Consider the following 24,539-nt stretch of genomic DNA (forward strand, 5'->3'; position numbering starts at 1 on the left):
TTCAGGGTTCCAGCACATAGGCTCCCGGTGCGTCGGCCAGCGCGTCCGCGGGCAACGCTCGCGCCTCCCGCTGCCCGCTCGCGTGCCCGGCCAGCCAGTCGAACCAGCACGGCCACCACGAGCCTTCATGCAGCGTGGCTTCGGCGAGATACCGGTCGGGATCGCGATAACGTGCGCCGGGTACACGCGTGGCCACGCGATACCTGCGGCGCGGGTGCCCGGGCTCCGACACGATGCCGGCGTTGTGGCCGCCGGAGGTCAGTACAAAGGTGAGTTCGCCGCGCGTGTGCAGATGAAGCTTGTAGGCCGAACGCCATGGCGTGACGTGATCGTGCTCGGTACCCACCATGAAGAGCGGCGCAGCGATGTCGGCCAGCGCGATGGGCTCGCCCCCGACGCAATACCGGCCCTCGGCCAGATCGTTGCGGAGGAAGAGCGAACGGAGCGTGTCGGCGTGCAACCGGTGCGGCAGCCGCGTGGTGTCGCGATTCCACGCGATCAGGTCGTTGGGCCTCGCGCGCTTGCCTAGCAGGTATTCCCCCAGCATGCGCGACCACACCAGGTCGCGCGCGTGCAGCATCTGGAATGCCGTCGTCATCTGGGGGCCGTCCAGATAGCCCTGCCTGCGCATGAGCGCATCGATCGTCGCGAAGGCGCTGTCGTCGATGAAAAGGCCCAATTCCCCCGGCACTTCGAAGTCGGTGCCCGTGGCGAACAGGGTCACACCGGACAGGTCGTCGCGATGCTCCCGCGCCAGCCATGCGGCCGCGATGGCGAGCAGCGTGCCGCCCAGGCAATACCCGGCCGCCTGCACGCGCGCGTCGCCGCATTGCTGGCGCACGACCCGCAACGCTTCCAGCAAGCCGTCGCGCAGATAGTCGTGCAAGCCCACATCGCGGGCTTCGTCCCCGGGGTTCTTCCACGACACCATGAATACCGTGTTGCCGCGGGCCACCGCATGCCGTACGAGCGAGTCGGCGGGTTGCAGGTCGAGGATGTAGTACTTCATGATCCACGACGGGACGATCAGCAGCGGCTCCGTCGCCACGCTTGCGGTCGTCGGCGCGTACTGGATCAGCTCCATGCGGTCGTTACGGAAGATCACCTTGCCCGGCGTGATGGCGACATTCCTGCCCACCACGAAATCCGGATTGCGGCGCTGTGCGGGAAGGTGGCACACCTGCGCGACGGCATCCTCGACGTCTTCGAGCCAGTGACTTGCGCCCTGCACGAAGTTGCCGCCGAACGTATTCGCGGTGGCCGCCAACACGGCTGGGTTTAGCCACCAAAGGTTACTCGGCGAGGCCAGGTCCAGCCACTGGCGCGCGCAGAAGGACGCCAGCCGCTGATGATGAGGCGATACGCCGTCGAGTTCGGACGTCAACGCCTGCCAGAACGTCTCCTGGCGGAGGAACGCGTCCCGCCAGACGCACCATGGCCACTGTTGCCATGCCGGTCCCGCAAAGCGGGGATCGCCCGCGATGGCTTTGCGCTCAGCGAATGGCGGCTGCGCCCAGTCGTCAAGCGTACCCGCGCACCATTGCCCTGCCACCTTCCCCTGTCGGCCCGGAGAGACGATCAGGTGCAACGCCCAGTCGGCCCAGGCCAATGCCAGCGAGGCGATGGAGATGCCGCCCGTCGTCGCCGCGAGCGCCGCCCGTATGTCCTGGTCCCAGCGCGCGTAGGCGTCAGGGAGCACGGGCGCCTGACAGGTGGCGGGAAGAGACACGGCGGGGAGTGGTTCGCGCTTCATTGCATGTGCTGCCCACCGTTGATGGCCAGGTTCGCGCCGGTCACGAATGCGCCATCGTCGGAACAGAGGTAGGAGATCAGGGCCGCCACTTCCGACGGCTTGCCGAGCCGGCCGACCGGTATCTGCGGAAGAATTTTCTTCTCGAGGATGTCCGCCGGAACCGCCCGTACCATGCTGGTGTCCAGATAGCCCGGCGATACGGTGTTGACCGTGACGCCGTGCGATGCCATCTCCAGCGCCAGCGCCTTGGTGAATCCATGCATGCCGGCCTTCGCGGCGGCATAGTTGGCCTGCCCGAAGGCGCCGCGGGACGCATTGACGGACGAGATATTGACGATGCGTCCCCATCCAAGGCTTGCCATGCTTTCGCACAGCGGCCGTGTCATGTTGAACACCGAATCGAGGTCGGTGCGGAGCACGGTGGCCCAGTCTTCCTGCCGCATCTTTCGCAGCTGGGCGTCGCGGGTAAGCCCTGCATTGTTGATCAGGACCGAGACCGGTCCGATCTCGGCCACGACGCGTGCCACGCACTCCTGGCACGACGCGAAATCGGCCACATCCACAGCCACCGAGGCGAACGCGCGGCCGCCCTCACGATGCGCGGCGAGCCAGCTGGCCACGTGGTCGTTGGCGATGGAATGCGTGACGACCACACGCAGCCCGTCGTCGTGGAGACGCGTGGCAATCGCTTCGCCCAGTCCGCCCATGCCGCCGGTCACCAGGGCAATACGTTCCGGATTCATGCGGTACCTCCTTCGGGGCTGTTTGCCGGCCGCAGCCGGCGCAGCAGACGTGTCACGTCCGCATCGGGTGCGGTTTCGAAGCCAAGAGAGCGAGCCAGCCCCAGCATCGGCTCGTTCGCGCGAGAGGTCATGCCGTAGAGGGCGCCCGTGCCGTGCGCCCGGCTATAGGCAATCATCGCGGTCAGCAGGAGCCTGCCCAGACCCTGGCCCTTGCAATCGGTGCGCACGCACACCGCGAACTCCGCGCGCTCGTTGTCCGGATCGGCCATCGCGCGGCACTCGCCCAGCAGTTCGGCGGGCCTGCCTCCGCGCGCGGAGCGCTCGATCACGAAGCACATCTCGCGCGCGTAATCGATCTGGGTCATCCGCGCGAGCTGGCTGTGCACAGGATGGCGCAACATGCAGAAGTACCGCGCGTGCATGTCCGCGGGGCTGAGCGCTTCGAGGAAGGTGCGATACGCACGCTCGTCGTCCGGTCGCACGGGCCGCAGCCGCAGGGTTTCTCCGTGCCACGTCAGGTCGCGTGCCAGATGTGCCGGATATGGCAGGATCGCGAGCCGCGCGGTCGGATCGCCTCCCGCATGCCGGATCACGATACGGGCATCGAGTGCCATGACCCCCTCGGCGCTTGCCACGAGCGGGTTGATGTCGAGCTCGGCGATGCCATCCAGCTCGCACGCCATGCGCGAGACGGCCATCAGCACGTCTTCGAGCGCGGCGCTATCGATGCCCGGGACGTCGCGGTAGCCCGGCAACAAGCGTGCGATCCGGGTACGCGAAACGAGGTCGGCTGCCAGCAGCCGATTGAGCGGCGGCAGCGCGACGGCGCGATCCGCGATCCGTTCGACCGCCGTGCCGCCATGTCCGAAGAGCACGACCGGTCCGAACACCGGATCCGACGCGATGCCCACGATCAGCTCGAAGGCGTGGGTGCCGTGCGCCATGCGCTGAACGGTGAAGCCATCGACGCGCGCGGCCGGTGCCAGCCGCGCCACGGCCGCACGCATCGCCAGCGCCGCCTCCCGTATCTGCTCGGCCGACCGTAGCCCAAGCGCCACCCCGCCCACATCCGACTTGTGCGAGATATCGGGCGATGCAATCTTCAACGCCACAGGAAAGCCGATCGCCTCCGCCACCACCGCCGCTTCGCGCTCGTCGCGCGCGCTTCGCGTCGTGGCCACGGGGATCCCGTAGGCCTCGAGCACGCGCGCCGCGATGTCGGCCGGCAGTTGCCGGTGTCCCGCCGCCACCGCGTCGGCAATCCATCCCCTGGCGGCGACCCGATCGGGTGCGAGTTCAGGCGCGGCGGGTGGCGTCTGCATCAGCAGCTGGCGATGTCGTGCCTGCGTGACGACTTGAAGAAACCCACGCACGGCCTGCTCGGGCGTGCCGTATTCCGGCACACCGGCGTCGCGGCACATGCGGCGCGCCTCGCGTACGGCGTCCGCGCCGAGCCAGGACGTCAGGACTGGAAGACGCCCCGCCCCACTGTCCACGACGGCGCGTGCGATGGCGTCGCTGGCCACGATTGCCGTCGGTGCATGCAGCATCAGGACGGCATCGACCTCCGCGGCGTCCTGCAGGATGCGTAACGTATCCGCGTAACGCTGGACCGGCGCGTCGCCGATGATATCGATGGGATTGGCGCGTGGCCACGTCGCCGGCAGCACGGCATCCAGCCGCGCCACGGTGTCGGCGCCAAGCAACGCGAGTTGCCCGCCCGCGCGTACGAGCGCGTCCGTGGCCATGACGCCCGGGCCACCCCCATTGGTCACGATCGCCAGTCTTTCTCCGGCTGGCTGCCGCGCGCGCGCCAGGGTCTCCACGGCATCGAACAGTGCCTCCGTGCTCTCGACCCGCAGCATGCCGGCCCGCTGGAACACCGCGTCATACACGTCGTCCGCGCCAGCCAGCGCGCCGGTATGGGACGCCGCCGCATGGGCCGACGCCTCGGTGCGTCCGGCCTTGATCACGATCACGGGCTTGTTGCGGGCGGCGGCGCGAGCCGCCGACATGAACTTGCGGCCGGCACGCACCGCCTCGATGTACAGCAGGATCGCCGATGTGTCGGGGGCGGCGGCGAGGTAGTCGATGACGTCGCCCACGTCCACATCGGCGCTCTCCCCGAGCGAGACGACATGCGAAAAGCCGATGCCCTGCGCGTTGGCCCAGTCGACGACGGCAGTAAACAACGCGCCTGACTGCGACACGAATGCCAGTCTTCCCGGCAAAGCCTCCGTATGGGCAAAGCTGGCATTCATGTGGAGGCGCGGCACCATGAGGCCCAGGCAATTGGGGCCGAGGACGCGCAGCAGGCCCGGTTTGGCCGCGTCCAGCATGGCCTGCCGGTCCGCCGCAACGAGTCCGGCTGTCAACACGGCCGCCGCCTTGCATCCGCGTTCCCGCAGCTCGGCGATGAGTCGTGGAACGGTCGAAGGCGGTGTGCAGATGATGGCCAGATCCGGACAGGCCGGAAGTTGCCCGACGCGCGCATGACAGGGCATGCCGTCGAGACGATCGAGGCGCGGGTTGACGGCATGGAGCGCTCCCGCAAAGCCGCCATGCCGCAGGTTGTTCCACACCGTCGTCCCCACGCGGCCCGGGCGGTCGCTTGCGCCAATGACGGCGATGGAGGCCGGCTGGAAGAGATGTTCGAGGTTGCGGATCGTCATGAGCGAACTCGGGAGGGTGCGGGGTATGCCATCCAGCATAGAAAGCCCGCGTCGCGCGTCATTGATCCAGCGCAATGCCCGGTGACAGGCGCCTGCCACTATGAAACTGCGGGCGGCGTCTGGCCGTCCCTTTTGACCGAGGAGCTTCCTATGAGGAGCTACACGAGCGCCAATGCCTCCACGTCGAACAGTTCCACGCGTTTGCCGTCGACGTGGAGCAACCCCTCGCGCTGGAACCGCGAGAATGCGCGGCTGACCGTTTCCAGCTTGATGCCAAGGTAATTGCCGATCTCCTCGCGTGTCATGCGTAACGTCAGGCTGCGTGGCGAATAGCCGCGTTGTTGGAGACGCCGCGAGAGGTCCACGAGGAAGGCGGCGACGCGCCGCTCCGCGGACATACCGGAGAGCAGCGTCATCTGGCGCGATTCCCTGACGATCTCGGTGCTGAGCAGGCGATGGAACTGGTGCTGCAACGGCTTGAGCTCCCGGCACAATGCCTCCATCGGCCCGAATGGAATCACGCAGACCGAACTGTCTTCGAGCGCGATCGCATCGCAGTCGTATGCGTCGGTGCTGATCGCCCCCAGACCGAGCGTTTCGCCGGCCATGAAGAAGCCCGTCACGTGCTCGCCGCCGCAGGTATCGCTGGTGACAGTCTTGACGCTACCAGATCGCAGCGCGTAAAGACTCCGGAAATGATCGCCGGCGCGAAACAACCGCTCGCCGCGATGAACCATCCGCCAGTGGCTCACGACGGCCTCCAGGCGTCCCACATGATCGTCGTCGAGACAACTTGCCATACATAGGTTCCGTAGCCCGCAGCCCGAGCAGTGCGCCTTCGATACCTGCTCGCGTACGTGTACCTCGCATACCTGAAGCATCGCCTACCCCTTCTTATCAAGGGCCATGTGTTGCCATGGCTCCCGGCGCCGCGCGCCTGCCCACCAACCATGCGGGAAGTATGGTCCGAGGATACAGGCCCGGAAATCAGGCTTTGCTGAGCCGCACGTCGGGCACATGGAAGGGTTTTGTCAGGGGAACCTGACACGCCGTGCCGACAACGTCACGGCGCTGGCGGAGCACCCCGGGTTGACATGCCGTCCCCGCTGACCCGCAGTACGGCGGCGCCCGCGATGCGACCGGCGCGGAGATCCGCAAGCGCGACATTCGCGTCCTCGAGCGGATAGGGTGTGGCATGGACATGGAGGCGCGTCCTGGTTGCCGCGCGCATGAGCCCGATGCCGTCCGCCCGCGTCAGGTTGGCCACGGACACGAGGCGCCGCTCCTCCCAGAGTAGCCGGTAGGGAAACGCCGGGATGTCACTCATATGGATCCCGCCGCAGATCACGATGCCGCCCTTGTCCACCGACTCGAGCGCGCGGGGGACCAGATAGCCGGCCGGCGCAAAGATCAGCGCGGCATCGAGGCGTTCCGGCGCGGGATCGTCGCTGCTTCCCGCCCATTCGGCGCCGACATCCCGAGCCAGCTGGCGGGCACGGTCATCGTCGGCCCGCGTGAACGCGAACACGCGGCGCCCTTCCGACACGGCGATCTGCGTGACGATATGGGCCGCGGCACCGAAGCCATAGATGCCCACGCGCCTCGCCGCGCCCGCCATCCTGAGCGACCGGTAGCCGATCAGCCCCGCGCACATGAGGGGTGCCGCCTCCACGTCGTCGTAGGCATCCGGAATACGGAAGCAGTACGCGCTCTCCGCCACCACATAGTCCGCGTAGCCGCCATCGCGTGTATAGCCGTGAAAGGCGGCGGCATCGCACAGATTCTCGTGCCCATCGAGGCAATACCGGCAGTGGCCGCAGGTGTGACCGAGCCAGGGCACGCCGACCCGCATCCCCAGGCGCAAGTCCCTGACGCCGGCACCCAGCGCATCCACGTAACCAATGATTTCGTGTCCGGGAATGAGCGCCGGCTTCGGTGTCGGCAGTTCCCCGTCAATGACGTGCAGATCGGTGCGACAGACGCCGCATGCGGCGACAGCGATCCGCACCGCACCGGGGCCAGGCTCGGGAATCGGCATCCGTCGCAGCGACAGGCACGGATCGTGGCCGTCGAATACCGCTGCCCGCATTGTCCGGGAATGTTCGGTGGAAGATGCCATGTCGCGCTCCTGCCCGAGGCATATGCGCCGTTATCGCACTGGACGCCAGCGCCGTCAACGCGCCGGCCCCTGCAATGTTCGTGACCTTTGACCTGCCTCAACCTGCATGTCGCGCAGCATCCTAGAGTCAAACCACCTTCCCGCATCGAGGCAGACATGGACATCGTCAGCCTGGTCGTTTGTCTCGACGACAGCCGTCCCACGACTTTGGCTCCCGCCCAATCGGCTATGTGGACTCCCCTTTTTTCGAGAGCAATTCTCTGGCCATCTGTATTGCCTGCTCACGTGAAGCAGCAAGAAACAGCGGGTAGCCCCAGAACTTGGCGAAGACGACCGAAAATGCTTTGAAGCCCAGACGTTTTGCCTGGTTGGTTTCGATCAGGATCATGCCCAGCACAAGGTTTTGCAGTTCGGCCTTGTGCTTCTTCATCCAGAGCGCGGTGCGCTTCCTTTCTTCCGGCGGGTGCTCATGGTTTTCCGCAGGCGCGGTATCGGTCAGGAGAACGAATGGCTGCCCGCGCCGCAGATTCGCTTCGAACTCTGCAAAGTCCTTTTCGTGGTCGTGTCCGGGTTCTTGCGTCAGACTCATCCAGACCAGAGGGAAGTCGGTACTATTCATCGACATGTCTGTTTCCTTTATTTTTGAAAGGTGCCAAAGAGTGCGGCACCGGCGGCTGTCGTCAACCAGGACAAGGCGACCTTGTCTGGGCTGGCGGAAGGTAGAGAGGGGGGAAGGGTCATAGGCGCTCGTCCTGATCGTCATGGCTTTTTGCGTCGGGCAGTCAATATCTGAAGTTCAGCATCGCCATCACGTTGCGTGGCGCGCCATAATTCACGGTATCGAAGTCGCCCTTCTGAAGCGCGTACTTTTTGTTGAGCAAATTGTTGAGGTTGACTGTCACGTTGGCCTTCTTTGTGAACGCGTAACGCGCCATGAGCGACACCAGCGCATAGGCTCCCTGTTCCCCGCCGAGCGAACTCGTGCCGGTATTGGGCGCCTGGTAGAAGCGGCTTTGCCAGTTGACGCCGCCGCCCAGCGTCAGCTTGTTCCAGTCCCCGGGCAGCTGGTGGGTGATGAAAAGCCGGGCCGTGGTGCGGGGTATTTGCGAATTCAGGCGGACGCCGTCGCTATCCCGCGCCGTGAAATGGGCGAGGCCTGCGTAGATGTTCCAGCCGCGCGCCAGCTCGCCCTGCAAGTCCAGTTCGATTCCGCGCGACTTCGTTCCATCGGCGGTCTTGTAGGCCTGCGCGCCGCCCGGCGTATAGATTCCGGAGACCATCTGTGCCGCGTTATCCAGATTGGTCTCGAACACGGCCATCGACGCATGCAGACGCCCGTCCATATAGGCGCCTTTGAGCCCGACTTCCTTGGTCTTCCCCTTTGCGGGCGTGAGCACATTGCCGCTGCTGTCCCGATAGTCGGTTTGCGGATTGAATATCCCCGTGTAGCTGACGTAGGCCGAATAGATCTTGTTGATGTCGTAGATCAAGCCGGCATACGGCGTGAACTCACTGCTCTTCTTGTAGTGCAACGATGAGCCGCCGACGGTGTCGTCGATTTCGTAGCTGTTCAGGCGGCCGCCGACGACAAGTTTCAGAGGATCGGCCAGCGAGAACCGGGCAGCGCTATAGAGGCCGCTCTGCCTGATTCGGGTGCGGGTCGGCACCGAAGCCATGGCATCGAAGTCGGGACGGGGAAACGCTGGGCTCAGCGTATAGATATCGACCGGGAAAACGCTCGCGTAGAACGGTGGAATATCCTCCTGACTGGCCGTGCGACGCGAAGTCATCGCCCCCACCACCAGTTCATGTTGGCGGCCGAGCAGGTCGAAGGGGCCGCTTGCCATCACGTCGAAGGTGTTTTGACGGCTGCGGCCGTCGGAAGCCAACGCCACCGGATAAGCGCCGGAGGGAAAGACGCCCAGTCCGGTGGTGCGATCGGGGCGGCCGACCAGGCCGAGGAGTTCGGCATCGTAGTCGGTGCGGTACTGATTGGCGAGTGCCCGGAATCTCCAGCCGTTTCCGAAGCGGTGCTCGACCTCGGCGAACGCCGTCTTGACGGTGTTGTCCCAATAGCTCCAGTCCTGCGCGTAATTCCTGGAGCGTGGATACGACGCCTGCGTGCCGTCGCTGAACCATAACGGCAACCCGCCCCAGGTGGAGCCCTTCGGCGTGATGTCCTGAAAGTCATAGCCCAGGCTCACCGTCGTGTTTCGTGTGAGATCGGCTTCCACGATGCCGTAGAACGACTTCCTCTGCGGCTTGTAGCCGTCAATGTACGAGTGCCCATCCTGGTACGTCCCGACGATGCGCGCGCGAATGCGACCATCCCGGGTTAGCGGCGTCGAGATGTCGGCCATGCCCCGGTAGGTGTCCCAACTGCCGACGCCAAGCGAGGCGGCCGCCGAGAATTCTCGCGTCGGCCGCTTGCGCACCAGGTTGATGGCGGCAGAAGGATTGCCGGTGCCGGTCAGCAGGCCGGACCCGCCGCGCACGACTTCGACCCGGTCATAGAACGCGGTATCGAGCGAACCGATGCCGCTCCCGTTGACGATGTCGCCGACGACGGTGGGTATGCCGTCGTACTGAATGTTGTTGATCAGGAAGCCACGCGAATAGAAACTCGTCCGCTCGCTGTCGGACTGGTACGCCGAGATGCCCGTGGTGTTCTCCAGCACGTCCTGCACCGAATTCAACTGCTGGTCGTCCATGCGCTGGCGCGTGATCACCGTCACCGCCTGTGGCGTTTCCTTCAGGGACAGCGGCAACCGCGTCGCCGCCGCCGTCTCGCCCGTGGTGTAGGAACCAGTACCTTCGGTGGTCGCCATATCCAATTGGCCCGTGACGGTGACGGCCGGCAAGCCTATCGCCTCCCGGTGCGTTTCCACTGCCGTGCTTTGGACTGGGGCCGACTCGGCCAATGCGCTTTGCGCGCTAATGAGAGCTGCCGCGGCGATGACGGCTGGCGCCGTGCCGGTCTCGATTACCCACCGGAGATTTCCGGTAGTGGTGCAGGTAGACATCAATAATACTCATTCGCATTTAGGTGCCGTATTTAACAATGGCAACGCGCGAGCACGATGTCGAAACCAGGCCAGATTGTTATTCAGTTAGGCCAAAAGCAGGAAAGGACCGCGGACGGGTCAGGGAGAGGTTTCACCAGGAAGCATGATGCAGGGTACGGCAGCCAACGCCGTGCCGCTTATCCGGTCCGAGAGGTAACGCGCCGGCGGCTTGCCCACCGCCTTGCGGAACATGGTGACGAACCCGCTGGCGTTTTCATACCCGAGCTCCATCGCCACCGTTTGCACGCTTTCACCCTTGGTCAAACGCTGAATCGCGAGAATCACGTGCAACTGCCGGCGCCAGCGCCCGAAGCTCATTCCGGCTTCGTGCAGCAGAAGACGGCTCATGCTGCGTTCGCTCATGCCGATGCGGGTCGCCCAATCGGCCTTCGAGGTCTTGTCCGTGGGGTCGGCCAGCATCATTGCCGCAAGGCGCCGTAATCGGGAATCGCGCGGCATGGGCAGATGCAGGTCTTCCACCGGTGCGGCCACCAGCTCGTCGAGCAATGCGGCAATCAGCCGGTCTTCCCGTCCGCCCAGCGGATACGACTCGGGAAATCCGGCCGCCTTCAGAAGCAACTCGCGCAGCAATGGCGATACCAGAATCGTGCAACAGGTTTTCGGAAGCTCGGGCGCGGCGTCTGGCTCGACGAATAGGCAATAGCATTCCGTTTCCCCCGCCCCCCGCGAAGCGTGCGGCAAGTCGCCCGGTATCCATATCGCGCACTGAGGCGGCACGATCCAGACGCCCTCTTCGATCTCGCAGTTCAGGGTACCGCGTACGGAGTAGATTAGCTGCGCCTTGCGGTGCTGATGCCTGGCCTTTTCCCAGTCCTTGGTTACCGATGTGGCACTCAAGGCCGCCACTGGTCGCGGGATGCTGTCGACGTCCGTCGGCGCGGTCAACTCCCTAACTTCAATGGTCGACATATTGGGCTGTAGAACCGTGGGACAAGACGAAGTGTTGGCCGAATTGGAGAATATTATGGATGACTTGCTCAATGGCGTCCAGCCGATCGGTTGCGCGCCACTCTCCCAGCTTTACGCTGAGGGTCTCGATTTCTCATATCCTCGAGAGTTATCTCCGTCAGCGCCCTGGGCTCGCCGCCGTCCGCCAAAGGTCGCGCGATAACGATAGCGTCATCATCCAGCCTAATTTCCAACGATTCTTTTTTCATATTTTCCCTCCTAATAGATCTTCACACAAACGACAACATCTATCGCGCTCTATCTGCGCCTAGACGAAGTAAATTATTTTTATCGTTTTTATATTATCGGAATTATTGAAGCTTCGATAACTGATGCTTCGGTGGCCGAGCAAGGCCATTCGCGGCACGCAGCCGGTTGACGGTTCGGGGGCACGACGCGCAGCCTGCTGCAGCAGGTCGCCGTCCCCCTGCCGATGTCGCACTGACGTGTGAATGCCTGCGTTGCGTGGCTCAGTGTGCCAGCAACGTGGCAACTTGCGTGTGGCGGAGAAGCGTATCGGTGACGCCGCCAAGGATGTCCTCCCGGAGTCTCCCCTGCCCGTATGCGCCGCAGACAATCAGATCCGCGCCGCGGCGATGCGCGAAGTCCAGGAGCAACGCGCCGACGTCCGCGGACGCCTCCGCGACGAGTTCCGTCAGCGCGGCGTGAATGCCGTGCCTCGACAGCCATGCCACCGCATAACTGCCCGGAGACGCCTCGAACCGCTGGTGCCTTCGGGCTTGCAGCACCTGCACCACATCCACCGACTCCGCGCGGGTGAGCCAGGGCAAGGCATCGTGAAGCGCACGCGCGGACTCGCGGGAACCATTCCAGCCGACCACCACGCGCGTGCCATTCGTGCTCACGCGCGCATCGCGAGGCAGGACCAGCACGGGCCGTCCCGCACCGAGGATCACCGACGCGACAAAGCGGCGCTGCGCGCGAAACATCATGCCGCTATCTTCCCGAATGGCGCGCGGCTGCCCGACGATCAACAGATCGGCAAGGCGTCCCTCGCAGAGCATGGCCTCCTCCGGCGCGCCTTCACCCACGCGCCAGTCGACCGGGAACGTCGCGGTCTCGGTCGCTGTGTCGAACGAATGGCGCGCCTGCTCGCAGGCCTCCGCCACGCTGCGCTCCGGCACCTGCCGCTCGCGCCGCCCGTCCGCGTGCCGATACACCCAGGCGGATTCGTTCGCGTCGACCGACAGCAGGCCGATCAGCGCCGCATGAAAGCCCTCCGCAAGCGCCACGGCCTGAGTCAGGCGGGCTGACGTTCCCTCCGCCTCGTCTACATGGACGAGCATGGCGGCAAAGCTCATCTTGCACCTCCGGTGATGCGACGTACTGCCGGTAGTGACCACTGTAGTTGCGGCGCGATACGCACGCTTGAGGGAGATCAACGATCCGATTGATACAGCGCAAGAATCGCGGCGATTCACTGAGTACGCTGTTATCAGGCGTACTGTGGACAGACGGACATCGAAGGAGCGCGCGATGTATGAACGGATTCTGGTAGCGATAGACGGCGGCCCCTCGTCCGCGCTGGCGCTATCGCAAGCGATTGCCGTGGCGAAGCTCGCCGCCGCGGAGGTCAAGGTGTTGTTCGTGGTGGACGACAGCGAACTATTCTTCGAATCCAGCTATCCCGAGTCGGAGGATATGATGCGCGCGATCGCGAACGTCGGCACGACCGCGCTCGCACGCGCATCGACACGCCTCGAATCCGCTGGCGTGCGCTTTCTGACCGAGCTGATCGAGCGGCCGATCACGCCCGGGCAGATCTCGGCGACCATCGTCGAGCGCGCCGACCGCTGGCCTGCCGATCTGATCGTGATGGGAACGCACGGACGCCGCGGGTTGCGCAGGCTGATCATGGGCAGCGTATCGGAAGGCGTGATCGCGCAGACATGCAAGCCGGTGCTGCTGATCCGTGGGGAAGCCTCCCCCGTGCGGCGCCCTGCCCGCGTTGGCGCCTCCTAGAGACTCGTGTCGTCGTCGAACAGCTTGGCCTCGATCGCATAGCGCACGAGGGCCGCATCGCTGCGGAGCTTGAGCTTGTCGAGCAGACGCATCTTGTACGTGCTGACCGTTTTTGCGCTGACGCACAATGCGCTGGCGATATCCGTGAGCGACTCGCCCGCCACGATTCGCCGGAACACTTCCAGTTCGCGGTCCGAAAGACTTGCGTGCGGGGCGTCGGCCATGTGCGTCTGGAGTCCAAGCGCCAGTTTCTCGGCCATCGCGGGACTGATATAGGTGCCGCCTGCCGCCACTCTTCTCAGCGCTTCCACGAGCTCCGTGCCGGCGCTTTCCTTGGTGAGGTAGCCCGAAGCGCCCGCGCGGAAGGCTCGCACGATGTATTGCTCCTCGGCATGCATGGTCAACACGAGTATGCGCAGCCTCGGATGCTCCGCGCGGAGCAGGCAGATCAGTTCGAGGCCGCTGCGTCCGGGCATGGAGAGATCCAGGATTATCACGTCGCCGGGGTGATCGCGGACGAGGCGAGGCACTTCCGCGCCATTGGCGGCTTCGCCCGTCACCACGAATCCGGCGGCCCGCTCCAGGATGTGCCGCAGGCCGTTGCGCATGACGGCGTGATCGTCGGCGATCAACACGCGGATCATCGAGCGGGCTCCTTCCGTCAGGGATGGTCGGGAATTCTGACAGCGAGCTCGAAGCCCTCGCCGGGAGCGTGCCGCATGGAAACGGTGCCGCCGAGCAACCTCGCGCGCTCCCTGATGCCCAGCAGGCCAAATGAGCGTCGATGCTCCCGGCTCGCTTTCCCGTCCCACCCGCGACCGTCGTCGCGCACCGTCAGCACGTACGCGTCATCGACGTGCGCGAGGTCCACCCATGCCCGGCGTGCGTCCGCATGCTGGATGACGTTGTTGAGGGCTTCCTGGACGATACGAAAGGCGGCCGTCGCCACCTGCTCTCCCACGTCCGGGCTGTCCACCGCGTGCACGACGACGTCGATGGCATAGCGGCGGCCGAAATCCTTGGCCAGCCAGTCCAGCCCGGCCGCCAGCCCCAGTTCGTCCAGCAGCGCCGGCCGCAGATCGGACGCGATGCGTCGCACGGCGTTGACGGTCGTGTCGATGACACCGTGCATCGCCGTGACCTGCGCCAGAATGCGGTCCGGCAAGCGGGCGTCTCGCAGATCGCCTTCCAGCATGACCAGATCCATCTTCAATGCGCTGAGCTGCTGGCCAAGCTCGTCGTGGAGCTCTCGCGCGACGCGGCGCTTTTCCTCTTCGCGTCCGGAAAGAATGCTGTCGGACAACGCTTGCAGTTCTTCTCGCGAGCGACGCAATGCCGCCTCCGCCTGGACGCGCTCGGTGATGTCGCGCAGCATGACGGTGAACAGCTTTCGCCCGGGTTCTTCGAACGTCTGTGAAATGGATGCCTCGATCGGGAACTCCGTGCCATCCCGGCGTAACGCAAAGAGCGTACGCTGCTGTCCCATCTGCCGGTCCGAAACGCCCGTCACGCCGAATCTGGCCACGTGCGCCGAATGTGCGGCGCGAAAGCGTTCAGGGATGAAGTCGCCGAGTTGCCTGCCGATGGCCGTCTCCGCCGGACAGCCAAAGAGGCGCTCGGCCATGGGATTGAACAGCACGATCCGTTGCGCCTCGTCCACGGAGATGATGGCCTCCATGGCGGAACGGATGACGCCTGCCAACCGGGACTCGCCCAGCGCAACGATTTCGGTAACCGGACCCGGCCGCGTCCGGTCCGGTGCCGCTTCGGATTGTGTGGTTGCAACCATCTCGGTCTTCCCTGCAGGCGTATCGGACGTCTCCCGATGGACTGGTGTCCACTGTAGCCTGCATGGCGCCGGATGTCATCTCCACTGCCCGCCCGCCCTGCCCTTGCGCTTCAGAGCAGATCGACAGCGGCCAGCACCGATGCCGCGAGGGCGAACATCAGCCCCGGCAATCCGAAGCGCTCATAGACGATGCCGAATTTCTCCTTCCGTTTGGCACCCGGGAACCTCGCGCTGAGACCGCTTTCCTCGATGATCGACAGTGGCTCGGCCACATGACGGAATGCCTTCGACTTGAAACGCTTGTAGTACTGCAGCACGAAGTCGAGGTCGCTGTAGATACGCCATCTTTCGTCGTAGCGCAGGTCGCAGACACGAAATGCCATGGCCTGGTGGCAAGCGTGGATTACCCCCGCGCGCAGCTTGTATAGCGGTGCGGCGGGCTCCAGCCCGCGTGGGCTGATGTTGTCGCCATAGATGAGCCAGGTGCCCCCTCGTTCGCAGGCGGTGCGCGCAATGGTCGAGAGGGCTTGCGGGCCGGCGAAGCAGTCGCCGGAATTCATGAACACGACCCATTCGCCGGTCACCCGGTTGAGCCCCTTGTTCATTGCCGCATAGATCCCATCGTCGGGCTCGCTGACAAATACGTCGATATCTTCGGCGCGACTCCGGGCAAGCTCGACGGAACCGTCTGTCGATCCTCCATCGATCACGACATATTGCAGCGCGCACACGTCGGTGTCCTGCTGCACCACGCTATCCATGGTCCGTTGCAGACCATCGCGGTTGTTGTAGTTGATCGTCACAACTGAAATCAGGGTCATATCCGGCTCCCACGTCGGTGATTCATGTGACCCGGAAAGCGGCAATGATCGATGCAAAACCGCTGCGTGTTGTTTTTCCCTTCATGCCCTGCTCACGCGCTTGTGAGCTTGACATCAATGGCACACGCCTTATGTTGGGTACCGCACGTATCCAGTTCACGGCAATGCGGTCGCGGCGGGTTGCCGTGGCGACGATGAACGCCCGATTACCACCAGATTACCACCATCACGTGGCCGTCATTTCCAGTCTGATCGTTTCATATAACGCCTCCGCCGCAGGCCGCAACGGCCTGTCTCGGCGGCGGATCAGGGCCAGCACGCGGTCCACGTCAGGTTCGATCAAAGGGATGGCGCGCAACCGGGAATGGTCGTGCGGCACCGCCATGCCTGGCAGCACGGCCACGCCCAGACCGGCGTCAACCAGCGCCAGTACGCCCACGACGTGGTTGGCTTCGTAATGGATCGTGGGTTGCCGCTCGAGGTGGGCAATCGCGCTTTCGATCAGGGCGCGATTGCCGCTTTGCCTGGACACGCTGACCATCCGTTGTCCGGCCAGTTCCTCCCAGGATACGCAGTCCCGCCCGGCCCACTCATGGTCTTGCCGCAACACCAATCGATAAGGCTCGGCGCGGACCGCATGGAATTCGATGCTTGGCTCCAGCGCGCCCATGAAGTTGAGCCCGAAATCGGACTCGCCCGACATCACGCTCGTCAGCACGGCGTTCGCGCTTTCGTCGATAACACGCACGCGTACGCCCGGATGCCGTTGGGCAAACGCGTGGATCGCATGGGGGAGTAAATGCAGCGCGACGGACGGTATGGCCGCCACCGTCACCAGGCCACGGCGAAGCGTGGTCTCGTCGCCGAGCCGAAATACCGCGTTATCGAGGATATCCAGTGCGGCTCGCGCTTCCTCGAGGAACTGCCGGCCGACATTCGTCGTCTCCACGCGACGCGTCGTCCGGTCCAGCAGGCGGGAGCCGAGCGTCTTTTCCAACTTTTCGATCCGGCGGCTGAGCGCTGGCTGTGAAATGTTAAGGGCCTCCGCGGCGATACGGAAGCTGCCCTTTTCGGCCGTCGCGACGAATGCCTGCAGGTCTTCGAGCGCGAAATTGATGTGTGACATGCATCGAATCATCAGAATATTGCAATTCACAGATTAGTCGCTCGAGAATAAGCTTGCAATGCCTGCCTGGAAGACCTACCTCGAATCATGCCGATCGTTACATCCTTGCCGAACCATTTCCGTATTGCCGACCGTTCAGCCGCCCGCGTTGCCGCCACGGCGGTCGCCTCACTTGCCCTGCTGCTGCCCGGCCTCGGACACGCGAGCGACCTCGTTGCCGTGACGTCCGGCGGAACCGCCGAGGCGGCCAAGCAGCTGACGAGTCTCTATAACAAAGAACACCCTTCCGCCCCCGTCACTCTCACTTTCGGGCCGTCCATGGGCAAGACAGAGAATGCGATCCCGGCCCGTCTGGCCCGTCAGGAACCGATCGACGTGGTCATCATGGTCGGTGGCGCGCTAGATCAGCTTATGGCTAGCGGCAAGCTGGAACCCGGCAGCAAGGTCGTTCTCGCCAATTCGAAGATCGCCTGTGCCGTGCCCGCCGGCAGACCCCATCCGGACTTGCGCACCACGGCAGCGGTGCGTCAGGCCTTTCTCGATGCGCCCTCCATTGCATGGTCCGATAGCGCGAGCGGCGAGTACATCCAGGGCGAGCTACTGGCTCGCCTCGGCATCGAGGCGGAGGTGAAAAAGAAAGGCAAGCAGATCCCGGCAACGCCCGTCGGCGAGGTGCTGGCGAAAGGCGAGGCGGCATTCGGATGCCAGCAGCACAGTGAGCTGCAGCCCGTGCACGGTATCGACATCGTGGCCGAACTGCCGGACGAATTGCAGCGCGTCACGCCGTACGCGGCCGCCATCGTGAAAGGCAGCGCCCATCGCGCGGCCGCCAAGGCGTACATCCAGTATCTGGCGGCGCCGGCGAGCGGCAAGGTTATCAAGGCAACCGGATTGACGCCGCTCAGCGAAAAATAAAGCGGACGTTGGCGACGCGGTCGGGTATGGCCGCTATCGACGTCGACCGGCGGTCGCGCGCCGCCAGCCTCGAATAGCCCGGGTCCCTGCATAGCGAGTCCGGGCCTATTTTCTTTTCGATTTCTGCCTGGTTATGACACGATCCTGCTGTCGGCAGGTCTCGTGCCGTTGGTATCAGCCCGGCAGCTTCGCTGCAAGCACGTCGGCCTTCTCGATCGACGGTGGCTCGGCGAATAATTCGTCCGCTTTCTCCATCAGCGCGGCTGCGACCTTGCCGGAAAGGTGCGCTTGCCGTCCGGCCTCGTCCGGAAATGCGTCGAAGATGCCGAACGTCGACGGCCCCAGACGGATGCCGAACCAGGCCGTAGTCGCCGGTTCTGCCTCCACAAGGGGAAGACCACTCAACAGAAAGCTCTCAACGTCCTTCTCCTTTCCTGGCTTCGCTTCCAGACGAACGAACAACGCGACATTGACCATGACATATCTCCTGTTCTGAAACAGACGCCGCGCACCAAGACTCGTGGCGAAGCCACTTGCCTGGCGCGGCTGGATTCAGTCTAGTCAATGGGACGGGGCGACTCGGCCCTGGCTGATCATCGATGCAGAAGCGGATAGGCGATCAGGCCGACCAACGCTGCCCCTGCGACGATCATCGGCTCGCTCAGCTTTTTGAACTTCAGCAGCAAGGCAACGGTGACGAGCGCCAGCAGCACTGTCGGCAAGTCGACGATCGAACGCTTCGCCAGCACGATCACCGCGCCGGTAATCGCACCGATGGCGGCCGCGGTAACACCATCCACGAATGCGAGGATCGCGGGTAACTTGCCATACTTCTTGAAATACGGCGCCGGCAGGACGGTGAACAGGTAGCACGGCAGGAACGTCGCAGCCGCGGCGACACAGGCACCAGGCAGTCCCGCCACGAGATAACCGATGAAACCCACGGTGATGACCACCGGACCGGGCGTGATCATGGCCACGGCGACTGCATCGACAAACTGTTTGTCGTTCAGCCAGTGGTGCTCCGTCACGACACCGCCGTACAGGAACGGCACGATGGCGAGTCCCGATCCGAAGACGAACGCGCCCGCCTTGGCAAAGAACACACCGAGCTGCGACAGAAGCGGCCAGTCGATCGTGCTCATCATGCCGCTTGCCGCGGGCAGCGGCGTTGCAGCCAACGCATTCAGTTTGCCCTGGTGCAGCCATTTCGGCGGTGCGCGCCGCAACCAGACAAGCACGCCGGCCGCGATGAACAACCATGCCACTTCCGACTCGGTGATGACCGTGACGGCCACAAGCACCAGATAGATGAACCACAGCAGTTTGTCTTTGCCGACGCTCTTTCTGGTCAGCTTGTACGCGCTGATCGCAATGATGCCGATCACCGCCGCACCCACGCCGTAGAACACCGACTGCATCCACGTCAGGCCGCCAAAACGCACGTAGGCCCAGCCGAGTGCAATGACCATCAAAAACGAAGGCAGCACGAAGGCGATGCCGACGAGGGTCGCGCCCACGATGCGGTAATGGACGTATCCCAGGTAGATCGCAAGCTGCGCGGCCAGCGGCCCCGGCGCGAGTTGCGCGAGCGCCAGGCCCTCCTTGTAATCCGCATCGGTGATCCACTGCCGCGCGTCGACGAGATCGCGGTGCATATAGCCGGCGAGCGCGACCGGGCCGCCGAAGCCGAACGTGCCGAGCCTCAGGAAATACAAGACCAGCTGGCGCAGCGAATATGTGGGGTCACCGGCCGCGGCGGTGGTGGGTAGCTGGGACGAGGTCATGCTTAACGCCTGCGCGCAGTGGAGAAATGGGTGTACAGCGAGTCGAGGACGTGACTGACGTCATCGAGCAGTGCGTCGTCGCTGGGCAAGCGCTCGCGAGCGCCCGCCAGTACCGCCTCGAAACCGCTCGCTTCCGCAACCGGTGTGCCGCCGACATCCAGTACATGGATCATCTGGCCGAGACGGGCGAGTCCTTTGTCCTCGTCGAGTCCGAAGCTGGCGAGCAGCACCTCGAACGACACGCGGTCACCGATGTGAGAGAACGTCGCGCCATCGAAGTCAAACCCCAGCGCGGCGTCCGGGCACTGTCGGATGTCGTCGAGCCAGAGAAACGTGGCGTGAGGATCGATGAACCGCCGGATCAACCAGGCGCAGGCGACGCGGTCCACCCATAGATTCCGGCGGGTCGCCCACTGGCGTCCCTGATATTGCGCAGGATCGCGCCTTGGGATGTTGCCGGCCACGCCCCGCGGCTCGCCGGGCGAAAGCATGACGTCGATCGCCGCATTGAAGTCGCGCCACTGGGCTTCGGCACGCGCGGATGCCTCGTCGGGAAAGAAGTCGATCCTGCGAATCGCGTCGAATCCCCGGCCATGTCTGCGTGCCAGTCGCAGCAGCCCTGCTTCGTCCATCTCCGACAACGTCGAGCGCGCGGCGGAAAGCTCGGTGATCCAGGCCGCGTACTCGCTGGCGCGGGCGAACAGGGCGCGATACTCCGCATCCTGCTGTGCGCCGGTGGCCTGAACCGACAGCACCCAGACCTTGCCGTCTTCGCTGGCCGCGTCGGTGGCCAACGCCTGCAGCGACGCGCCGAGGCCCGGCAGATTGGGGAGAAGGTAGGCGCCATCCCGCAGCGCCGCCGCGCCAAGCGCCTTGATCCCGCGCCATAAGCGCATCCGGGCGGTGGACGCGGAGGTCGGCAGGCTGACGACGAGCAGAAGCCAGGCAGTTTCGGGGAGCGCGGAGGTCGCATTCATGCAGCCAGATTAGCGGGCTGTTTCGACTATTTCAATCTTGTAGAGATCTCTACACTGCGCCCGAGAGGGTTCGCGTCGTCGAGAATCACTTCCAGATGAAATAGCAGGCTCGCTTAGCAGGCAACCGAGCAGCCGATTCAGGATCCGGATGACGATGTTGTACAGCGAATGGCCAACGGTCGTGCGGGGAACGGCCAGTACCGCGATGGTGGTGATCATGGCTTGCGCCATGCCGATCAGCGGATGGCGATAGAGAATCCATGACAGCGCCGCGAGCGACATTGCGCAGACCAGCGAAAGCCGGGTGCCAGAGACGGCCTGGGCCGGGTTGTCCGACGAGGGGGCTGGCGGCGCGGCCTGCGCCGGTGCATGGTCGCCCCCGCGCAGCCGCGCCACGCCGCTGGCGAGCGCCGTGACAAGCAGATACGCCCCCGTGCCGATCAGCGCATTGATCCACAGGGCCACGGCAAGCGGCCTCGCGTCCGCCGCGCCATGGATCAACAGCAACGACACCATATAGACGAACAGTGCCGCGGACAGGATCCACAGGAAACTCGCGGCGCGCCGCGCGGCAATGGAGAGGCATGCGGTCGCGAACAGTGTGCTGAGCGCGACGAATGCGGCGGGGCCATCCAATGCCAGCGGTGCCAGCCAGACGCCCATGACGGTGCCGGCGAACGTGCCGGCAATCTGCTGCACGCCGAGCCCGAGCGCGGGGCGCAGCGCGCTACCGGTCAATGCGAACGCGCAAATGGCGGCCCACCAGGCTTCCGGCTGACGGCACGCCAGGGATATGGCCGCGGCGAGCGTCACCGCGATGACCGCCTGTAGACAGCGCGCGCTGCGTGCCACGAGCGCGGAGACGTCCAGCTCGGCGCGGAACGCCACCTGGGTGTTGCGCAACGCGAGCCGTAGCACCTCCCACATGGCTGGCCTCCCCCCGAACCCGGACCGTCATTGTCGCGTAGTGTAGTCGCGGGGCCGCTTCGGCATCAGCCGTTGAGTGTGCGACCGCCGTCAACGATCATTTCGGAGCCGACGGTCCACCGGGATTCGTCGGACGCCAGATACAGCACCGCCTTGGCAACCTCCTCCGGCCTGCCAAAACGACCCATTGGAATCGTCGCGACGATGTCCCTGGCAACCTGCTCGCGATAGGCATCGGGGATGCCGAGCTTGTCGTACAGCGGCGTCTCGACCGGACCCGGGCTGACCGCGTTGACGCGGATACCGCGGTCGAGCAGTTCGCTCGAGAGCGTCTTCGCCATGTTCAGCAATGCCGCTTTGGTGGCGGCATAAACCGATGAACGGGCGGCGCCGACATGCGCGTTGATGGACGTATTGAGGACCACCGACGCCGGCCTCGCAAAGCAGGACAACAGCGACTGAACGAGGAAATAGGGTCCTTTGACGTTGATGGCGAACGAGCGATCGAACATTTCCTCCGACCATTCCTCCATTGGCACCCATACCGAGACGCCGGCGTTGAGGAATGCGATGTCGAGCTCGCCGTAATGGGCGCTGACGGCCAGTGCCAGTTCCCTCTGCGCGGCGACGCTGGCCGAGTCGGCGCGCACGATCAGGACTTCCGGGCCAAGTTCCGTCCTGGCGCGCGCGATGGAATCGGGATTGACGCCGGTCACCATGACACGTACGCCTTCTGCCAGAAATTGCTTGGCGGTTTCGAGACCGATACCACTGGTGCCGCCGGTAATGAGGGTGCGTTTGCCTTGCAAACGGGACATGATGTGCTCCTGAGTTGACTCGACGCCAGCGAGACAAGATTGCTGGGTGAGCGCGAAGCATGGGGCCATATCAGAAATGCGATAAGATCCCCGCCGGACATATAATCCATGCCGTCAGCGCATAAATAAATGGAGGCGCGTCTGGATCGGTTTCTGCAAATGACCTGCTTTGCCCGCGCGGTGGAAACAGGCAGTTTCTCCGCGGCGGCGCGCGATCTGGGTCTTGGGCAACCCAATGTCAGCCGATACGTCGCCTCGCTCGAGGAGCATCTGAAGACTCGGCTGCTACACCGAACCACGCGCCAACTCGCGCTGACGCCCGAGGGCGAGCGGTATTACGCGGAGGTCAGACGGATACTCGATGCGGTCGGGGAAGCGGAGTCCTCGCTGCGCGACGAAGCCGAACCAACGGGACTGTTACGCGTTGCCTGCCCGACAGCATTCGCGCATGCGTTCGTTCTGCCGTTGGTGCCCGCCTTCCTCGCGCGCTACCCTGCCCTCGCGCTCGATCTGCAGACAGGCGACCGATACGTAAACCTCGTGGATGAGGGCGCCGAACTCGCCATACGGATCGGGCATCTCGAGGACAGCGCATTGCGCGCCCGCCGCATCGGGCAGTTTCAGCGGGTGTGCGTGGCCAGCACCGCTTATCTTGCCCGTCGCGGTGTACCGCGCGAGCCCGCCAGCCTCCGCGACCATGATTGCATTGTCTACACGCTGCTTTCCTCTGGCAGTGCGTGGCGGTTTCGCGATGGCGAGGTAGCGGTTTCCGGCCGGCTGCGCGTCAATTCACCTCAGGCAGTCCAGGAAGCCGCGAACGCGGGTCTGGGCATCGCGAACGGGCCGAAGTGGCTGTTCGACGCGGGGTTGAACAACGGCACCTTGAAGCTTGTGCTGTCGGGCTACGAGGCACCCTCGGTACCGGTCCAGATCGTGTACGGGGCCCACCGCCTGGTGTCCAGGCGCGCGATTGCATTTATGGATTTCATCGGCGAAGCGTTTCACGGCATCGACGCGCTCGGCGCGTTGCCCCACGGCAAGCCCAACGACTGAAGTCACCTTCGGACCCCTGACGGCCAGCTAGGCCACCCTTTGCCGCCCCGGCCTGCCGAGCAACGCCGGCGCAAATTCGGGCGCCAGGCATTCCTCGACGAACGCCGCGAACTGCCTTGCCTTGCTGCTGGCCATGCGCCCGGTGGGATAAAGCGCCGACAACGGAACGGATGGCAGCACCCAATCGTCGAGGACCGATACGACTTCGCCCGAGCGAAGCTCCGGCGAGAATGCCCATTCCGATGCGACCGCGAGCCCCATGCCGGACAACACGGCGGCCCGCAGTCCTTCGGTGGCCGATATCGCGACACGCCCCTCGAGCTTGACCGATTGGTCGATGGTGTCCTTGCGGAATGTCCAGTTTTCGCCGCCACCCAGATCGCGCGAGTAGATGACGGCCCGATGGGAAAGCAGATCCGATGGGGCCTTGGGCGCGCGATGCCTTTCGAAGTACGCGGGCGTCGCCACCACCCGTCGTCTTGCCTCGCCAATCCGCTTTGCCGTCATGTTGGAGTCGATCAGCTCCCCCATGCGCAGCGCAAGGTCGATGCCCTCCTCCACCAGGTCGATGTTCCGATCGTCGAGGATGAGCTCCAGATCGAGCCCCGGATGCTTCTCCATGAACGCCGGCAGCCGCGGCACGATATGAAGCCTGGCGAAACAGACTGCCGCCGACACCCTGAGCTTGCCCGTGAGCCCCACGGCAGTCCCGCGCGCGGCGAGCACGGCCTCGTCGGCCTCCTCGACCGCACGCCGCGCGCGGACATAGAAGCTTTGCCCCGCTTCGGTCGGCGTCAATGCTCGCGTCGAGCGCAGCAATAATTTCACGCCAAGCCAGTCTTCCAGTTGGGCGACCGCCTTCGACACGGCGGGCTGCCCAATGTCGTAATGCCTTGCCGCCGCCGAGAAGGAGCCTGTATCGACGACGCGAATGTAGATTTCGATCGCGGCAAGGCGGTCCATCGAGACTCTCCCATGGTGCGGACACTGAAGGTCCTGTCGTTACGCGGCGCGTTGCCGGG

Annotated in this window: 22 protein-coding genes; 3 read left to right on the top strand and 19 right to left on the bottom strand. The window is 64.5% G+C overall.

Features of this window, described 5'->3' with window-relative positions; translation table 11 throughout:
• Nucleotide 1: 1 nt before the first annotated feature.
• The 9 genes from FOB72_RS19875 to FOB72_RS19915 form a co-directional block, all read right to left on the bottom strand.
• Complete coding sequence (locus FOB72_RS19875) at nucleotides 2-1,753, bottom strand: PHA/PHB synthase family protein (protein WP_150374455.1); 1,752 nt, start codon at nucleotides 1,751-1,753, stop codon at nucleotides 2-4.
• Nucleotides 1,750-2,496 (bottom strand): acetoacetyl-CoA reductase, encoded by a 747-nt coding sequence (gene phbB, locus FOB72_RS19880; RefSeq protein ID WP_150374456.1) that lies wholly within the window; start codon nucleotides 2,494-2,496, stop codon nucleotides 1,750-1,752. The genes FOB72_RS19875 and phbB overlap by 4 nt, the downstream gene beginning before the upstream one ends.
• Complete coding sequence (locus FOB72_RS19885) at nucleotides 2,493-5,168, bottom strand: bifunctional acetate--CoA ligase family protein/GNAT family N-acetyltransferase (RefSeq protein WP_150374457.1); 2,676 nt, start codon at nucleotides 5,166-5,168, stop codon at nucleotides 2,493-2,495. The genes phbB and FOB72_RS19885 overlap by 4 nt, the downstream gene beginning before the upstream one ends.
• A 158-nt stretch (nucleotides 5,169-5,326) precedes the next feature.
• Nucleotides 5,327-5,968 (bottom strand): helix-turn-helix domain-containing protein, encoded by a 642-nt coding sequence (locus tag FOB72_RS19890; RefSeq protein ID WP_317889555.1) that lies wholly within the window; start codon nucleotides 5,966-5,968, stop codon nucleotides 5,327-5,329.
• A gap of 263 nt (nucleotides 5,969-6,231) precedes the next feature.
• Nucleotides 6,232-7,257, bottom strand: coding sequence for a zinc-dependent alcohol dehydrogenase family protein (locus tag FOB72_RS19895; RefSeq protein WP_150377278.1), 1,026 nt, complete (start codon nucleotides 7,255-7,257; stop codon nucleotides 6,232-6,234).
• A 256-nt stretch (nucleotides 7,258-7,513) separates the two neighbouring features.
• Nucleotides 7,514-8,050, bottom strand: a complete 537-nt coding sequence (locus FOB72_RS19900) for a hypothetical protein (protein ID WP_223851708.1) — start codon at nucleotides 8,048-8,050, stop codon at nucleotides 7,514-7,516.
• A 19-nt stretch (nucleotides 8,051-8,069) separates the two neighbouring features.
• Nucleotides 8,070-10,148: a TonB-dependent siderophore receptor gene (locus tag FOB72_RS19905; protein ID WP_223851709.1), complete on the bottom strand. Its 2,079-nt coding sequence runs from the start codon at nucleotides 10,146-10,148 to the stop codon at nucleotides 8,070-8,072.
• A gap of 282 nt (nucleotides 10,149-10,430) precedes the next feature.
• The gene (locus FOB72_RS19910) at nucleotides 10,431-11,282 is read right to left on the bottom strand and encodes an AraC family transcriptional regulator (RefSeq protein WP_150374460.1); all 852 of its coding nucleotides are present in this window, start codon (nucleotides 11,280-11,282) and stop codon (nucleotides 10,431-10,433) included.
• 509 nt (nucleotides 11,283-11,791) lie between these two features.
• Complete coding sequence (locus FOB72_RS19915) at nucleotides 11,792-12,643, bottom strand: universal stress protein (protein ID WP_115952068.1); 852 nt, start codon at nucleotides 12,641-12,643, stop codon at nucleotides 11,792-11,794.
• Between the two features lie 175 nt (nucleotides 12,644-12,818).
• On the opposite strand from FOB72_RS19915, the gene FOB72_RS19920 reads away from it, so the two are divergent.
• Complete coding sequence (locus FOB72_RS19920; RefSeq protein ID WP_150374461.1) at nucleotides 12,819-13,304, top strand: universal stress protein; 486 nt, start codon at nucleotides 12,819-12,821, stop codon at nucleotides 13,302-13,304.
• Here FOB72_RS19920 and FOB72_RS19925 read toward each other — a convergent pair.
• The 4 genes from FOB72_RS19925 to FOB72_RS19940 all read right to left on the bottom strand — a co-directional run bounded on the left by FOB72_RS19925 (nucleotide 13,301) and on the right by FOB72_RS19940 (nucleotide 17,040).
• A complete protein-coding gene (locus FOB72_RS19925) occupies nucleotides 13,301-13,948 on the bottom strand; it encodes a response regulator transcription factor (protein ID WP_150374462.1) in 648 nt (215 codons plus the stop codon). The two genes, FOB72_RS19920 and FOB72_RS19925, sit on opposite strands and share 4 nt — an antisense overlap.
• A gap of 17 nt (nucleotides 13,949-13,965) precedes the next feature.
• The gene (locus FOB72_RS19930; RefSeq protein WP_150374463.1) at nucleotides 13,966-15,093 is read right to left on the bottom strand and encodes a PAS domain-containing sensor histidine kinase; all 1,128 of its coding nucleotides are present in this window, start codon (nucleotides 15,091-15,093) and stop codon (nucleotides 13,966-13,968) included.
• Between the two features lie 110 nt (nucleotides 15,094-15,203).
• The gene (locus FOB72_RS19935) at nucleotides 15,204-15,914 is read right to left on the bottom strand and encodes a glycosyltransferase (RefSeq protein ID WP_150374464.1); all 711 of its coding nucleotides are present in this window, start codon (nucleotides 15,912-15,914) and stop codon (nucleotides 15,204-15,206) included.
• A 226-nt stretch (nucleotides 15,915-16,140) separates the two neighbouring features.
• Entirely contained in the window at nucleotides 16,141-17,040 is a 900-nt protein-coding gene (locus tag FOB72_RS19940; protein WP_150374465.1) for a LysR family transcriptional regulator, read from the bottom strand.
• 87 nt (nucleotides 17,041-17,127) lie between these two features.
• Here FOB72_RS19940 and FOB72_RS19945 point away from each other — a divergent pair, with 87 nt between their 5' ends.
• Nucleotides 17,128-17,955 (top strand): extracellular solute-binding protein, encoded by an 828-nt coding sequence (locus FOB72_RS19945; protein WP_150374466.1) that lies wholly within the window; start codon nucleotides 17,128-17,130, stop codon nucleotides 17,953-17,955.
• A gap of 174 nt (nucleotides 17,956-18,129) precedes the next feature.
• On the opposite strand, the gene FOB72_RS19950 is transcribed toward FOB72_RS19945, so the two are convergent.
• The 5 genes from FOB72_RS19950 to FOB72_RS19970 form a co-directional block, all read right to left on the bottom strand.
• The gene (locus tag FOB72_RS19950) at nucleotides 18,130-18,432 is read right to left on the bottom strand and encodes a putative quinol monooxygenase (RefSeq protein ID WP_150374467.1); all 303 of its coding nucleotides are present in this window, start codon (nucleotides 18,430-18,432) and stop codon (nucleotides 18,130-18,132) included.
• A 116-nt stretch (nucleotides 18,433-18,548) separates the two neighbouring features.
• Entirely contained in the window at nucleotides 18,549-19,742 is a 1,194-nt protein-coding gene (locus FOB72_RS19955) for a chromate transporter (RefSeq protein WP_150374468.1), read from the bottom strand.
• Between the two features lie 2 nt (nucleotides 19,743-19,744).
• Nucleotides 19,745-20,719 carry a chromate resistance protein ChrB domain-containing protein gene (locus FOB72_RS19960; protein ID WP_150374469.1) on the bottom strand — a complete coding sequence of 325 codons (975 nt, stop codon included), beginning with the start codon at nucleotides 20,717-20,719 and terminating at the stop codon, nucleotides 19,745-19,747.
• Nucleotides 20,720-20,728: 9 nt separating this feature from the next.
• A complete protein-coding gene (locus FOB72_RS19965) occupies nucleotides 20,729-21,646 on the bottom strand; it encodes an FUSC family protein (protein WP_150374470.1) in 918 nt (305 codons plus the stop codon).
• A 65-nt stretch (nucleotides 21,647-21,711) separates the two neighbouring features.
• Entirely contained in the window at nucleotides 21,712-22,464 is a 753-nt protein-coding gene (locus tag FOB72_RS19970; RefSeq protein WP_150374471.1) for an SDR family oxidoreductase, read from the bottom strand.
• Nucleotides 22,465-22,593: 129 nt separating this feature from the next.
• On the opposite strand from FOB72_RS19970, the gene FOB72_RS19975 reads away from it, so the two are divergent.
• Nucleotides 22,594-23,517: a LysR family transcriptional regulator gene (locus tag FOB72_RS19975; RefSeq protein WP_223851710.1), complete on the top strand. Its 924-nt coding sequence runs from the start codon at nucleotides 22,594-22,596 to the stop codon at nucleotides 23,515-23,517.
• Nucleotides 23,518-23,544: 27 nt separating this feature from the next.
• On the opposite strand, the gene FOB72_RS19980 is transcribed toward FOB72_RS19975, so the two are convergent.
• Nucleotides 23,545-24,480 carry a LysR family transcriptional regulator gene (locus FOB72_RS19980; RefSeq protein WP_150374472.1) on the bottom strand — a complete coding sequence of 312 codons (936 nt, stop codon included), beginning with the start codon at nucleotides 24,478-24,480 and terminating at the stop codon, nucleotides 23,545-23,547.
• Between the last annotated feature and the right edge of the window lie 59 nt (nucleotides 24,481-24,539).

Origin of the sequence: Cupriavidus pauculus (assembly GCF_008693385.1) — a bacterium.
Classification (GTDB): domain Bacteria; phylum Pseudomonadota; class Gammaproteobacteria; order Burkholderiales; family Burkholderiaceae; genus Cupriavidus; species Cupriavidus pauculus_D.